The sequence below is a fragment of the Kluyvera sp. EC_51 genome, assembly GCF_019584505.1.
Classification (GTDB): Bacteria; Pseudomonadota; Gammaproteobacteria; order Enterobacterales; family Enterobacteriaceae; genus Kluyvera; species Kluyvera sichuanensis.
The window spans coordinates 1-13,083 of the sequence record NZ_VDAG01000087.1; the positions used below are offsets into that span (position 1 = coordinate 1).

General features: G+C 55.3%; 13 protein-coding genes. 7 read left to right on the plus strand and 6 right to left on the minus strand.

The window, feature by feature from the left end:
- Positions 1-103: 103 nt before the first annotated feature.
- The 3 genes from FHC49_RS24525 to ymdB all read left to right on the plus strand — a co-directional run bounded on the left by FHC49_RS24525 (position 104) and on the right by ymdB (position 1,838).
- Positions 104-592, plus strand: a complete 489-nt coding sequence (locus tag FHC49_RS24525) for a hypothetical protein (RefSeq protein ID WP_305067773.1) — start codon at positions 104-106, stop codon at positions 590-592.
- Between the two features lie 305 nt (positions 593-897).
- The gene (locus FHC49_RS15905) at positions 898-1,209 is read left to right on the plus strand and encodes a hypothetical protein (RefSeq protein ID WP_185666444.1); all 312 of its coding nucleotides are present in this window, start codon (positions 898-900) and stop codon (positions 1,207-1,209) included.
- 71 nt (positions 1,210-1,280) lie between these two features.
- Positions 1,281-1,838 carry an O-acetyl-ADP-ribose deacetylase gene (gene ymdB, locus FHC49_RS15910; RefSeq protein WP_185666443.1) on the plus strand — a complete coding sequence of 186 codons (558 nt, stop codon included), beginning with the start codon at positions 1,281-1,283 and terminating at the stop codon, positions 1,836-1,838.
- On the opposite strand, the gene mdoC is transcribed toward ymdB, so the two are convergent.
- The gene (gene mdoC / locus FHC49_RS15915) at positions 1,835-2,995 is read right to left on the minus strand and encodes a glucans biosynthesis protein MdoC (protein ID WP_185666442.1); all 1,161 of its coding nucleotides are present in this window, start codon (positions 2,993-2,995) and stop codon (positions 1,835-1,837) included. The genes ymdB and mdoC overlap by 4 nt on opposite strands.
- A gap of 254 nt (positions 2,996-3,249) precedes the next feature.
- Between mdoC and mdoG the strand changes: the two genes are divergently transcribed.
- The 3 genes from mdoG to FHC49_RS15930 all read left to right on the plus strand — a co-directional run bounded on the left by mdoG (position 3,250) and on the right by FHC49_RS15930 (position 7,720).
- Positions 3,250-4,803: a glucans biosynthesis protein MdoG gene (gene mdoG / locus FHC49_RS15920; RefSeq protein WP_220440278.1), complete on the plus strand. Its 1,554-nt coding sequence runs from the start codon at positions 3,250-3,252 to the stop codon at positions 4,801-4,803.
- Positions 4,796-7,324: a glucans biosynthesis glucosyltransferase MdoH gene (mdoH, locus tag FHC49_RS15925; RefSeq protein ID WP_220440279.1), complete on the plus strand. Its 2,529-nt coding sequence runs from the start codon at positions 4,796-4,798 to the stop codon at positions 7,322-7,324. Before mdoG ends, mdoH begins: the two co-directional genes overlap by 8 nt.
- Positions 7,325-7,498: 174 nt before the next feature.
- Positions 7,499-7,720, plus strand: coding sequence for a YceK/YidQ family lipoprotein (locus FHC49_RS15930; RefSeq protein WP_191091979.1), 222 nt, complete (start codon positions 7,499-7,501; stop codon positions 7,718-7,720).
- On the opposite strand, the gene FHC49_RS15935 is transcribed toward FHC49_RS15930, so the two are convergent.
- The 3 genes from FHC49_RS15935 to FHC49_RS15945 form a co-directional block, all read right to left on the minus strand.
- Positions 7,721-8,095 carry a MysB family protein gene (locus FHC49_RS15935; protein ID WP_185666439.1) on the minus strand — a complete coding sequence of 125 codons (375 nt, stop codon included), beginning with the start codon at positions 8,093-8,095 and terminating at the stop codon, positions 7,721-7,723.
- Between the two features lie 105 nt (positions 8,096-8,200).
- Positions 8,201-9,418: a multidrug efflux MFS transporter MdtG gene (mdtG, locus tag FHC49_RS15940; RefSeq protein WP_220440280.1), complete on the minus strand. Its 1,218-nt coding sequence runs from the start codon at positions 9,416-9,418 to the stop codon at positions 8,201-8,203.
- Between the two features lie 139 nt (positions 9,419-9,557).
- Entirely contained in the window at positions 9,558-10,478 is a 921-nt protein-coding gene (locus FHC49_RS15945; protein ID WP_220440281.1) for a Kdo(2)-lipid IV(A) acyltransferase, read from the minus strand.
- 223 nt (positions 10,479-10,701) lie between these two features.
- Here FHC49_RS15945 and FHC49_RS15950 point away from each other — a divergent pair, with 223 nt between their 5' ends.
- Positions 10,702-11,763 carry a rhodanese-related sulfurtransferase gene (locus FHC49_RS15950; protein WP_220440282.1) on the plus strand — a complete coding sequence of 354 codons (1,062 nt, stop codon included), beginning with the start codon at positions 10,702-10,704 and terminating at the stop codon, positions 11,761-11,763.
- Here the strand turns inward: FHC49_RS15950 and FHC49_RS15955 are convergent.
- Both FHC49_RS15955 and solA read right to left on the minus strand, forming a co-directional pair.
- On the minus strand, positions 11,760-11,873 hold the full coding sequence (locus FHC49_RS15955) for a DUF2770 family protein (protein WP_185666435.1): 114 nt from the start codon (positions 11,871-11,873) through the stop codon (positions 11,760-11,762). The genes FHC49_RS15950 and FHC49_RS15955 overlap by 4 nt on opposite strands.
- A gap of 54 nt (positions 11,874-11,927) precedes the next feature.
- Positions 11,928-13,046 carry an N-methyl-L-tryptophan oxidase gene (gene solA / locus FHC49_RS15960; RefSeq protein WP_220440283.1) on the minus strand — a complete coding sequence of 373 codons (1,119 nt, stop codon included), beginning with the start codon at positions 13,044-13,046 and terminating at the stop codon, positions 11,928-11,930.
- Between the last annotated feature and the right edge of the window lie 37 nt (positions 13,047-13,083).

A 13,083-nucleotide genomic window follows, 5' to 3' on the forward strand; every position in this document is an offset into this window, starting at 1 on the left:
ATAGGCGGCGGTGTCGGTGGCGGTATTGGCGGCGGTCACGGTGGTGGCATGGGCGGCGGCATCGGCGGCGGTCACGGTGGTGGCATAGGCGGCGGTAACGGCGGTGGCCACGGTGGTGGCATGGGCGGCGACAACGGCGGCGGTCACGGTGGTGGCATGGGCGGCGGTAACGGCGGCGGTCACGGTGGTGGCATGGGCGGCGGTAACGGCGGCGGTCACGGTGGTGGCATGGGCGGCGGTAACGGCGGCGGCCACGGTGGTGGCATGGGCGGCGGTAACGGCGGCGGCCACGGTGGTGGCATGGGCGGCGGTAACGGCGGCGGTCACGGTGGTGGCATGGGCGGCGGTGAAGGTGGCGGACACGGTGGTGGCCACGGTCACGGGCATGGAGGCGGTCACGGCGGTGGCAACGGAGGCGGTAATGGCGGTGGCAATGGAGGCGGTAATGGCGGTGGCAACGGAGGCGGTAACGGCGGTGGCAACGGAGGCGGCAACGGCGGTGGCAACGGCGGTGGCAATGGCGGCGGCAATGGAGGCGGTCAGACAAGCGGAAGTCCTGGCGCAACGACAGGTTCATCGGATAGCTTTGTGAGCCTGAGTTCGACAGTAACGCCTTGTAACCAACCGGGTCCATACGGTTGTAATTACCGTTAACGAAATATTTATGGGGCCGCAACGTTATCCGTTGCGGCCTTTTTTATGTTTCTTTTCCACTCTAAGAGTGTTGGATAGCTGATAGTATTATTTCTAAACATACAAAATATCTATATAAAAGATGCTTGAAATCAACGAGTAAGGACACTAATGTTAGTGTAATGTTTACAAAATGTGTATTCGGCGCGGATTTCAGATCAGGAAGTATTGATTCACGGACGATCTTGAATGAGGGGCGTTGTCATGCAAACATTCGGTCACTATTTCAGCCTATCTCTTCCGCTGCTGACTCTGTTGTGCAGCGTTCAATCACATGCTGCGTCTGACGGCATCATCCATTTCACTGGACAAATTGTCGAGTCACCTTGTGATTATCAGGCCAATGCTCGGCAGGTCAGCGTAAGCTGTTTTGAAGAGGGAACGCCGCGCGTAGAGACAATAAATGTCAAAGATTTATTTCAAGGACGTAAAGTGACCAATGCGAAAACAACCGCCAGCTTACGTTGGGTGAACCCTGAAAAAAATCTGGCAATATTGACAGTAGAGTATCAATAGCCTGAAACGAAGTTGCGGTCAGCGTTGTCTATGGTAGACAATATTTTCGTCTTAGTCAGAGGATAGTTAGCATGACCGTACGAATTCAGGTGCAGCAAGGAGATATTACCCACCTCGAGGTGGATGTTATCGTCAATGCCGCCAATCCCTCATTAATGGGCGGTGGTGGCGTAGATGGGGCAATCCATCGTGCGGCGGGTCCAACGTTGCAGGAAGCCTGTGCGGTTGTCCGTCAGCAGCAGGGAACCTGTCCACCAGGGCATGCGGTGATCACCCACGCGGGAAATCTGAAGGCAAAAGCAGTGATTCATACCGTAGGGCCGGTCTGGCAGGGTGGGGGAGAACACGAAGCCTCATTGTTACAAGAGGCTTACCGCAATAGCCTTCAGCTGGCGCTGGATAACGGTTATCGCACTATCGCTTTCCCGGCTATCTCAACGGGAGCCTACGGATATCCAGCAGACGCGGCGGCTGACATTGCCGTCAGTACGGTGGCGGCATTTCTGACCCGTCGCAGCCTGCCGGAAATTGTCTATTTTGTCTGTTTTGATGCAGCAACAACACATTTGTATCAGCACTTACTCAGCCAGACCCGGATCCCAGGCCTGGCTAATGACGCCAACACTTAATGACTGGCCACCTGTGCTTTCGTTGCCTTTTGCTGCGACTTCCCGGAAAAGAGGAAACGCAGCAAGGGGATACGCAGGTGGATCTCGTAGAGAATTAACGCGCAACCCACCACGAATATCAGGCCGGTCAGGAAGCCCAACGTATTTGAGCTAATGGTCGGCATGATCCAGGCACCAAAGAACAGCGTCAGTGGGTGGTGCACCAGGTAGATAAATAAAGAAGCATTGACGAAATAGGTCACGCGGGCGGACTGGAAGTTCAGCATACGATGCCCGAACGAGAACACCACGTTGACCATCCATACCCCCAGCACCATCGTAATCACGTATTCCGTTTCATACATCCATGCATCACCTGAGCCAAAGTGCTGGTTCAGGCGGTAGGCAATAAACCCGAATAGCGCCGCGACGATGCACCATGGGGATGGGGTAGTAAACAGCGTTTTCAGCTTCGGATGAATAAAGGCCAGTGCGCCAAGAATAAAGAAAGGCACATAAAACAGCGTCTGCATGACCACAAAGTTGAATAGCCCGTCGCTGAGTACCGGCGGGTAAAGCAGGAAGATAGTCCGGCGAATGGCGGCATAAACGATCCCCAATGCTAAAAACATCAGAGTCAGCTTCGCCATCGACATATGATCAAACAGGTCTTCACGCCGGCGAATCTGGCGTCGGCGCATCAGGCGGAACGCCAGAATGCCGAGGGATGTCAGCACCACCAGAACTAATAGGAACCACAGATGCGACACCAGTTCCCACGCCAACGTATTATATTTGTCGTAGAAAGAGAGCGTATGCCAGCTTTCCGTCTTACCCTTAACGTACTGCAGCATTAGAAATTGCGGTAACGTCAGAAGAGGGATGGCGGTAAGCATCGGAATACCGACGCGCTCCACGCGCACTTTCCACCATTTTTTGATCGGATAACGCAAATACAGCATATAGGAAAAGTAGCCGGAGATAACAAAGAACACCTGCATGCGGAAAGCATGAACAAAATCATTGAATAACGTCAACCACCAGGAGGGGGTAGCGCTGTTCATATGCCAGGTGTGGCTGGAGTAGAGTAGGGAGATGTGAAAGGGTATCCCCAGGAGCATCAGCCAGGCTCGAATGGAGTCGAGGAAATATTCACGCTGTGCGGGTTTGTTATTCATAGGGTTAGGTACGATTCTCAGACTAATCGCCTTACCGGATAAGACGATAAAGTTTACATTCGTTGGCAACCCTACACTAACTCTGGTTACCTGTCTCCAGGATAAGCACTCAAAGTGCAAGCAGCGGTTAACAGTTGTTTACTCCATAAGCCACTGCGCTGAAGAATACGGGGATTATGTTGTCGGATTGCTTGAATTTCCAGTAAAATGGATCGGATCGATTTAAGCACACAAAGGGGGAAGTGCTTAGTTATATGAAACATAAACCACAGATGATGAAACTGCGCTGGTTAGGCGCAGCCGTAATGTTGTCCCTGTGTACTTCATCTGCATGGGCATTCACTATTGATGACGTTGCAAAGCAGGCAAAATCGCTGGCTGATAAGAGCTATGAAGCACCAAAAAGCAACCTGCCTTCCGTCTTCCGCGATATGAAATATGCGGACTACCAGCAAATCCAGTTTAACCACGATAAGGCGTACTGGAATAAGATAAAGACCCCATTCAAACTCGAGTTCTACCATCAGGGTATGTACTTCGACACGCCGGTGACCATTAACGAAGTTACGGCGACTTCCGTGCGTAAAATTAAGTACAGCCCGGATTACTTCACGTTCGGTGACGTTCAGCATGACAAAGACACCGTGAAGGATCTGGGTTTCGCTGGTTTTAAAGTGCTGTACCCAATTAACAGCAAAGATAAAAACGACGAAATCGTCAGCATGCTGGGTGCCAGCTACTTCCGTGTTCTGGGGCAGGGTCAGGTTTATGGTCTGTCCGCCCGTGGTCTGGCTATCGATACCGCATTGCCGTCCGGTGAAGAGTTCCCTCGCTTCCGTGAATACTGGATTGAGCGTCCAAAAGCCACTGACAAACGTTTGACTATCTATGCGCTGCTGGATTCTCCACGTGCGACCGGAGCCTATCGCTTCATTATTATGCCTGGCCGCGACACCGTCGTTGACGTGCAGACCAAAATTTACCTGCGCGATAAGGTCGGCAAGCTCGGCGTGGCGCCGTTGACCAGTATGTTCCTCTTCGGGCCTAACCAGCCTTCTGCGGCGACCAACTATCGTCCGGAGCTGCATGACTCCAACGGTCTGTCTATCCACGCCGGTAATGAAGAGTGGATCTGGCGTCCGCTTAACAATCCTAAGCACCTTGCCGTCAGCAGCTTCGCGACCGAAAACCCGCAGGGCTTTGGTCTGCTGCAGCGTGGCCGACAGTTCTCTCACTTTGAGGATCTGGACGACCGCTACGATCTGCGCCCAAGCGCGTGGATCACGCCGAAAGGTGACTGGGGTAAAGGGACCGTTGAGCTGGTTGAAATCCCGACCAACGACGAAACCAACGATAACATCGTCGCTTACTGGACGCCGGACAAGCTGCCGGAAGCTGGTAAAGAGATGAACTACAAGTACACCATCACCTTTACCCGTGACGAAGAGAAACTGCACCCGACCGATAACGCGTACGTGATGCAGACTCGCCGCTCTACCGGTGATGTGAAGCAGTCCAACCTGATTCGTCAGCCGGACGGCACGCTGGCCTTCGTGGTTGATTTTACCGGCGCAGATATGCGCAAGATGCCGCAGGATACGCCAGTTACGGCGCAAACCAGCATTGGCGACAACGGTGAAATCGTCGAAAACAGCGTACGTTACAACCCGGTAACGAAAGGCTGGCGTCTGATGCTGCGCGTGAAGGTGAAAGATCCGAAGAAAACCACTGAAATGCGCGCTGCGCTGGTCAACGCTGACCAGACGCTGAGTGAAACCTGGAGCTATCAGCTGCCTGCAAATGAATAACACAACGAAGTATATCGACGCATTGTCGCTTACGGATGCAGAAAAAGCGGCGCTCCCGAACAGTTCCCTTCGTGCCGTGCACGAAGCGCTGGACGATGAGCACCAGGCATTTGCCCGTGATGATGACACGCCGCTGGCCTCGGTCAAGGCGCGTCTTGAAGAGAGCTGGCCAGATTCTCTGGGCGGCGATCAGCTCATCAAAGACGATGAAGGGCGCACCCAGCTGCAGGCCATGCCGAAGGCGACGCGCTCCTCAATGTTCCCGGATCCGTGGCGTACCAACCCGGTAGGTCGCTTCTGGGATCGTCTGCGTGGCCGTGACGTCACGCCGCGCTATCTGTCTCGTCTGACGAAAGAAGAGCAGGAGCGCGAACAGAAATGGCGTATGGTGGGCTCGCTTCGCCGCTATACCCTGCTGATTCTGACGATTGCGCAGACCGTCGTGGCGACCTGGTACATGAAGACCATTCTGCCGTATCAGGGCTGGGCGCTGATCAACCCGGCGGATATGGTCGGGCAGAACCTGTGGGTCTCCTTTATGCAGCTGCTGCCGTACCTGCTGCAAACCGGGATCCTGATTCTGTTTGCCGTGCTCTTCTGTTGGGTCTCCGCCGGTTTCTGGACGGCCTTAATGGGATTCCTGCAACTGCTGATTGGCCGCGACAAATACAGCATTTCGGCCTCGACGGTCGGCGATGAGCCGCTGAACCCGGAGCACCGGACGGCGCTGATTATGCCTATCTGTAACGAAGACGTGTCTCGCGTATTCGCCGGTCTGCGTGCCACCTGGGAATCGGTGAAAGCCACCGGCCAACAGAAGCACTTTGACGTCTACATCTTGAGCGACAGCTACAACCCGGATATCTGCGTAGCAGAGCAAAAAGCCTGGATGGAACTGATTGCCGAGGTGCAGGGCGAAGGGCAGATCTTCTACCGTCGTCGTCGTCGTCGTATGAAGCGTAAAAGCGGTAACATCGATGACTTCTGCCGTCGTTGGGGTAATCAGTACAGCTACATGGTCGTACTGGATGCCGACTCCGTGATGTCCGGCGACTGCCTGACCAACCTGGTGCGACTGATGGAAGCGAACCCGAATGCGGGTATCATCCAGTCTTCCCCACGCGCTTCCGGGATGGACACGCTGTACGCACGCTGCCAGCAGTTTGCCACACGCGTTTACGGGCCGCTGTTTACCGCGGGGCTGCACTTCTGGCAGTTGGGTGAATCCCACTACTGGGGTCACAACGCCATTATCCGCGTGAAGCCGTTTATTGAGCACTGTGCGCTGGCACCGCTGCCGGGCGAAGGTAACTTTGCCGGTTCGATCCTGTCGCACGACTTCGTGGAAGCGGCGCTGATGCGTCGTGCAGGGTGGGGCGTCTGGATTGCCTACGACCTGCCGGGCTCTTATGAAGAGCTGCCGCCGAACCTGCTGGATGAACTTAAGCGTGACCGTCGCTGGTGTCAGGGTAACCTAATGAACTTCCGCCTGTTCCTGGTGAAAGGGATGCACCCTGTTCACCGTGCGGTGTTCCTGACCGGCGTCATGTCCTACCTCTCCGCGCCGCTGTGGTTTATGTTCCTGGCTCTGTCGACCGCACTGCAGGTGGTACACGCATTGACCGAGCCGCAGTACTTCCTGCAGCCGCGTCAGCTGTTCCCGGTCTGGCCACAGTGGCGACCTGAGCTCGCGATTGCGTTGTTCGCCTCGACGATGGTGCTGTTGTTCCTGCCGAAGCTGCTGAGCATCATTCTGGTGTGGTGCAAAGGGTCGAAAGAGTACGGCGGTTTTGTTCGCGTAACGCTCTCCCTGCTGCTGGAAGTACTGTTCTCCGTACTGCTGGCACCGGTTCGCATGCTGTTCCACACCGTTTTCGTGGTCAGTGCGTTCCTGGGCTGGGAAGTGGTATGGAACTCGCCGCAGCGTGACGATGACTCCACGCCGTGGAGCGAAGCCTTTATGCGCCATGGTTCTCAGCTGCTGTTGGGTCTGGTGTGGGCGGTCGGTATGGCATGGCTGGATCTGCGCTTCCTGTTCTGGCTGGCGCCGATCGTCTTCTCGCTGATCCTGTCACCGTTCGTTTCGGTGGTCTCCAGCCGCTCAACTAACGGCCTGCGCACCAAGCGCTGGAAGCTGTTCCTGATCCCGGAAGAGTACAACACGCCGAAGGTGCTGGCCGATACCGAAACGTATCTGGAGCAGAACCGCGCTCGCGTGCTGGACGATGGCTTTATGCATGCGGTATTTAACCCATCGTTGAATGCTCTGGCAACGGCAATGGCTACCGCGCGTCACCGTGCGAGCCACGTGCTGGAGATTGCCCGCGATCGTCACGTCGAGCAGGCGCTGAACGAAACCCCGGACAAGCTGAACCGCGATCGCCGTCTGGTGCTGTTGAGCGACCCGGTCACGCTGTCTCGTCTGCATTACCGTGTGTGGGCCGCACCGGAGAAATATTCTTCGTGGGTGGCTGAATACGATAAGCTGCAGCTGAATCCGCTGGCGCTGAAAGCCAAATAGTGGAGTGCTTCCCCGGCGGCGCTTCGCTTGGCCGGGCTACGGAACCTGTAGCCCGGACGAGGTGCGAAGCACCGACTCCGGGGAAATTCCAGCACCAATATTTGCCGTAAGGAAATACCGGCCATCAAGCCGGTATTTTTTTGTCTGTTTAATGAGGTAAACGACGTGATAAGAATGATACTGGTCGCCGCCATGGCGATAATGCTTACCGGATGCGGCAGCATTATCAGCCGGACGATCCCGGGCCAGGGCCACGGGAATCAGTACTATTCGGGTGTGAAGTGGGATCTACGCGACTCTGCCTGGCGCTACGTCACCATTCTCGACCTGCCGTTCTCGCTGGTCTTCGACACGCTGCTGCTGCCGATTGACGCAAGCCATGGTCCTTACGAATAATTAACGCTCGTCCCACTCATCGGCGGCAGTCTGGCCCTCTTCGGTATCCTGCGAGGGCTCAAGCTGATACTCGCCTTCATCCCATTCGTGCAGCGTATTTTCTTCCAGCCATTCCTGACGTAACTCAATCTCGTCAAAATCACCGTCAAACACGCTTTGTGCGGCCTCACCGCTGAGCATCGGCACGCACTCGCCTTCTTCATCTTCTTCGGCGAAGAACTCGGCCTGCCACATGATGTCACCATCCTGTAGTATGTACTTTTGCATATTGAACTGCTCTACGTCCGCTTCATCTTCCTCAAGTCCGGGGTTATCGGCGAGGAACGTTTCACGTGCCGCATCAATAGCTTCTTCGAGCGTGGCGTATAAAGTCATCTCAACTCCCTGCAATGTGGTGAGGTATTCAGGGAAATAATAGCTTAACTTTTGAGTTGCACACGTCCGGCGATTTGATTTAACGCAAACCGCCGGATGATGTGTTTAAGAACGGGAAGGGACGGGGCTGCGACGCAGGCTAAAACCGGTATAAATGGCGTTGAACAGCACGACGGCGGCGGTTACGCAGAAGACCGCGCGGAAGCCGTAGTTTGCCGACACGGAGGCGCCAATCAGCGGCCCGGTGACGTTACCAATATCGCGGAACGACTGGTTATAGCTGAAAATTCGCCCGGCAATCTGGTTGCTGGAGTTATAGACCAGCAGCGTTTGCACCGCAGGTAGCAGCGCGCCGTCAGCCGCACCCAGCAGGAAGCGCAGGATACCGAGCTGCAGCGGGTTCTGCACAAACGACATCGGGATCAGCAGCAGCACGGAGACCACCAGCGCCACGATAAGAATTTTTTCCGGGCCAATACGGTCGCCGAGCTTACCTAAACGCGGCGCGCAAATTAGCGCCGCCACGCCGGGCACCGAGGCTATCATGCCGCTGACAAAGGCAATATTGCTGATATTCCCTGCAAGGTCACGTACGTAAAGTGTCAGAATCGGGGCGATAGAGCCGGTGGCGACCTGGATAATCAGCGTGGTGACGAACAGGCTCAGCACCAGTTCGCGGTTTTTCAGCGAGCCAAACACCTCTTTGACGTGCAGCATCTCTTTTTTCGATACCGGCGTGAACTGCTCGCGGATGAAGAACAGCGTCATCACGAAGCAGACAAACAGCACCGCGGCGGTCATAAAGAACACCGGACGCAGGCCGTAGTTATCGGCAAGAAAACCGCCGGCCAGCGGCCCCAGCAGCGCGCCGCTCACGGCACCAGTCGACAGCGTGCCCAGCGCCCAGCCGCTCTTGTGACGCGGAATTTGGGTGGCAATCAGCGCGTTGGCGTTAGGAATAAATCCCCCCAGCAGCCCCAGCAGTGCGCGCAGAATCAGAAACTGCCAGATATTCTGCGCCAGCCCCATTAACAGCATGACGATAGCCATACCCAGCGCCGAGCGCAGCAGCATGATCTTACGCCCTTTGCGGTCGGCCAGGCCGCCCCATAGCGGTGAGGCGATGGCAGAAAACAGGAAAGTGATACTGAAGACCAGGCCGGACCACATATTCAGCGAGCTGTGGCCGGTAACGCCGAGCGCTTCAACGTAAAGCGGCAGGAAAGGCATGACCAGGCTGAATGCTGCGCCGGTTAAAAAACAGCCGAGCCAAACGACAGCGAGGTTACGCTTCCAGTTAATGGGGGCATCTGAGGGTTGCATAGGGTTCCGCAGGCGAAATGTCGCCAAAAGAGAGTGTATTTATAAGCCTGCTAATTATGCTCCTGTGTTCATATCACTGCAATGTGGTCCGCTTTTAAAGCTAAAACAAAAACGCGCAGCCGGAGCTGCGCGTATAACGTTAGTACAGGGAAGGTGCTCCTTCCGGGCGCGTTTTAAAGCGCCGATGCAGCCACATGTATTGCTCTGGGGCCATCATGATGCATTTTTCGACGATGGTGTTCATCCATGCGGCGGTGACTTCGGCATTCTCCAGCGGCGGATCGCATTCCGGTTCGAGAATAATCAGTTCGTAGCCTTTGCCGTTCGGTTTACGGCGCGGCACAAAGGGAACCACGCACGCTTTTGACATTTTTGCCAGCATCCAGGTGCCGGAAGTCGTGGCGGCATCCTTCACGGCGAACAGCGGCGCGAAGACGCTGGCGCGCGGGCCGTAGTCGTGGTCCGGCGCATACCAGATAATTTCGCCGTTTTTCAGCGCGCGGACCATGCCTTTCAGGTCTTTACGGTCAATCATATCTTTGTTTGACCGCATGCGGCCCCAGGTTTGCAGCCAATCGATGACCGGATTATCGTTGGGCCGATAGACGCCAATCCCAGGGTTATGAATACCGAACATGCGGGCGCCCATTTCCAGCGTCAGGAAGTGAATACCGATCAGTAAAACGCCGCGGCCGGAATCCTGCACGGCGCGGATATGCTCAAGGCCGCTGGCATCCATCCAGCGGTTGATGCGCTTAGTCGGCCAGAACCAGGCGATCCCGGTCTCCATCACGCCCATCCCTACCGACTCAAAATTCTTAACCACAATCTGATGACGTTCAGCTTCGCTCTTTTCCGGGAAGCAGAGCTCAAGATTGCGGTATGCAATTTGCGCTCGGCGCTTCATCAACAGCAGGGCCAGACGGCCGATAGCGTTCCCGAGGCGATAAATAACCGGATACGGCAGTTGAACAACTAACCAGAGCACGCCAACACCCAGCCAGGACGGCCAGTAGCGGGGGTGCAGCAACGCTGTGGTGAATTTAGGTAACTGGGTCATGTCTTTCCTGTTATTACGAGCAACTGGCTCTATTGTCGCACTATTTTTCCGTCAGCCAAAACGACCGCGTCACGACTGTTGTCTATTCATACAACTATTTTGCAGAGCATTAGTAATGGTGAAAAGAATGTAGCGCAAAATGTGGGGATGTAAATTAACGATGATTGCTATATCATGCGCCCCGATTATTCCCATCCATTCTATTTTGCAGGATAAGAACACCATGCCAGTGTTACATAACCGCATTTCGAATGAGACGCTGAAAGCGAAGATGCTGGCAGAAACTGAGCCACGCACCACCATCTCATTCTATAAGTACTTCACTATTGTTGACCCAAAAGCGACGCGTGATGCGCTGTACGTCGCGCTCTCGGCGCTCAATGTCTTTGGTCGCGTTTACCTGGCCCGCGAGGGGATCAACGCGCAGATTAGCGTACCAGAGAGCCAGGTTGAAGCACTGCGTGACTGCCTGAACCGCTTTGACCCGGCGCTGAAAGATCTGCGTCTGAACATTGCGCTTGATGATGACGGGAAATCGTTCTGGGTGCTGCGCATGAAGGTTCGTGAGCGTATCGTGGCCGATGGGATCGACGATCCGACGTTTGATGCCAGCAACGTGGGTGAGTACCTGAAAGCGGCGGAAGTGAACGCCATGCTCGATGACCCCGACGCGCTGTTTATCGATATGCGTAACCACTACGAGTACGAAGTAGGGCATTTTGAACAGGCGATGGAGATCCCGGCCGACACTTTCCGCGAGCAGTTGCCGAAAGCGGTTGAGATGATGCAGGAGCATAAAGACAAGAAAATTGTCATGTACTGCACTGGCGGCATTCGCTGTGAAAAAGCCAGTGCCTGGATGAAGCACAACGGCTTTAATCAGGTCTGGCATATCGAAGGCGGCATCATTGAGTACGCTCGTCGCGCTCGTGAACAGGGTTTACCGGTACGCTTTGTGGGTAAGAACTTCGTCTTTGACGAACGCATGGGCGAACGAATTTCCGACGATATCATTGCCCACTGCCATCAGTGTGGTACACCGTGCGACAGCCACACCAACTGTCTGAACGATGGCTGCCACCTGCTGTTTATTCAGTGCCCGACCTGTGCAGAAAAATACGAAGGCTGCTGTAGCGAAAGCTGCCAGGAAGAGCACAAACTTCCTGAAGAAGAGCAACGTCTGCGTCGCGCCGGGCGCGAAAACGGCAATAAAATCTTTAATAAATCGCGCGGTCGCCTGAATACCCGTTTAGGCATCCCGGATCCGCAGACCCAGAACGATTAATTGAAGTAGAGCCAGGCGATGTCGAGCAGCGCTAACAGCAGCCAGAGCATCAGATACAGCATCAGATGTTCGCGGACGTTGTTGAGCAGAAAGTAGAACAGGCGACGCATAGTATTCTCGATATAACGGCCCCGATGATTCGGGGCCGTTTTTTTAGGCTTTCGTTAGCCGTTAAAGCGGGACAGCGCAAACGGCGATAAATCGTACTCCGGCGTTTTCTGCTGCGCGAACTGCGCGGCAATTTCCCCCAGAACGGTGGCGAACTTAAAGCCGTGGCCGCTCAGGCCACCGATAAACAGCACATCGGGCTGGCCGGGCAGGGTGTCGATAATAAAATCTTCATCCGGCGTGTTGTCATAGGTACAGGCCGCGCCGTACAGGCAGCCGCCAATGCCCGGCAGGATCTGCCGCAGGAAGCTGAACGCTTCGGAACCGTCGGTGGCGACGCTGCCAAACGCTTTACGCTCTTCCGGGATGTTGATGACCTGGCCGCCGTTGTGTTTACCGATTTTCAGCTCGTTCTCCACCGCCGGGAAACCGTAGAACTGGTCGCCGTTCGGCAGCTCGCCGGTAAACGCCGGGAAGTTGTTTTTGCGGCTGTAGCGGCCGTCTGCCTGGAACCAGGCAAATACTTTGCGCACTGGCTGGATAGGCAGGTCAGGGTAAAGCTGTTTGACCCAGGTTCCCGCCGTCAGCAACAGCTTTTTGCCGCGCCAGCTTCCCTCGGAGGTCTCAATGGTTACGCCGTTCGTATCGCTATGAATAGCGGTAACCGGGCAGTTGAAAAGCTGCGCGCAGCCGGCTTCTTTTGCCATGGCAATCAGCGTTTTCACCGCCAGTTCGCTTTTCAGTACCCCTGAGCCAGGCTCAAAGATGGCACGGTAGTCTGCGGGGACGCGAATTTCGGGCCAGCGGGACATGACCGCCGCGGCATCAAGATGTTCAACTGCCAGAGAGAACTGTTCAGCACTCTGGGCGACGGTGTTCAGAAAGGTGGAGTCAGCGGGGCCAAGGTTAACGACGCCGCTTTGTTCAAACAGTGCTTCGCCGCTGGTTGCGGCTAGCTCGTCCCATAGCGCCTGGGCGCGAAGAACCAGCGGGACGTATTTCTCACCTTCACCATAGGCATGGCGCATCAGACGGGTATCGCCGTGATGACTTCCTTGCGGGTGCGGTGGCATATGGGCATCGGTCATCAATACATTTAAACCCGCTTTACGGGCGTAATAACCTGCCGCAGCGCCGACGGAGCCGCTACCAATAATAATAAGATCGTATTCCATAGTGATTCCCGACACGATGATAAAGCGCGAAGCCAGA

What these genes read in the sequence shown, in the direction of transcription:
- FHC49_RS15905 (WP_185666444.1), top strand. Translation starts at nt 898, where the DNA reads ATGCAAACATTCGGTCACTATTTCAGCCTATCTCTTCCGCTGCTGACT.
- ymdB (WP_185666443.1), top strand. Translation starts at nt 1,281, where the DNA reads ATGACCGTACGAATTCAGGTGCAGCAAGGAGATATTACCCACCTCGAG.
- mdoC (WP_185666442.1), bottom strand. Translation starts at nt 2,995, where the DNA reads ATGAATAACAAACCCGCACAGCGTGAATATTTCCTCGACTCCATTCGA.
- mdoG (WP_220440278.1), top strand. Translation starts at nt 3,250, where the DNA reads ATGAAACATAAACCACAGATGATGAAACTGCGCTGGTTAGGCGCAGCC.
- mdoH (WP_220440279.1), top strand. Translation starts at nt 4,796, where the DNA reads ATGAATAACACAACGAAGTATATCGACGCATTGTCGCTTACGGATGCA.
- FHC49_RS15930 (WP_191091979.1), top strand. Translation starts at nt 7,499, where the DNA reads ATGATACTGGTCGCCGCCATGGCGATAATGCTTACCGGATGCGGCAGC.
- FHC49_RS15935 (WP_185666439.1), bottom strand. Translation starts at nt 8,095, where the DNA reads ATGACTTTATACGCCACGCTCGAAGAAGCTATTGATGCGGCACGTGAA.
- mdtG (WP_220440280.1), bottom strand. Translation starts at nt 9,418, where the DNA reads ATGCAACCCTCAGATGCCCCCATTAACTGGAAGCGTAACCTCGCTGTC.
- FHC49_RS15945 (WP_220440281.1), bottom strand. Translation starts at nt 10,478, where the DNA reads ATGACCCAGTTACCTAAATTCACCACAGCGTTGCTGCACCCCCGCTAC.
- FHC49_RS15950 (WP_220440282.1), top strand. Translation starts at nt 10,702, where the DNA reads ATGCCAGTGTTACATAACCGCATTTCGAATGAGACGCTGAAAGCGAAG.
- FHC49_RS15955 (WP_185666435.1), bottom strand. Translation starts at nt 11,873, where the DNA reads ATGCGTCGCCTGTTCTACTTTCTGCTCAACAACGTCCGCGAACATCTG.
- solA (WP_220440283.1), bottom strand. Translation starts at nt 13,046, where the DNA reads ATGGAATACGATCTTATTATTATTGGTAGCGGCTCCGTCGGCGCTGCG.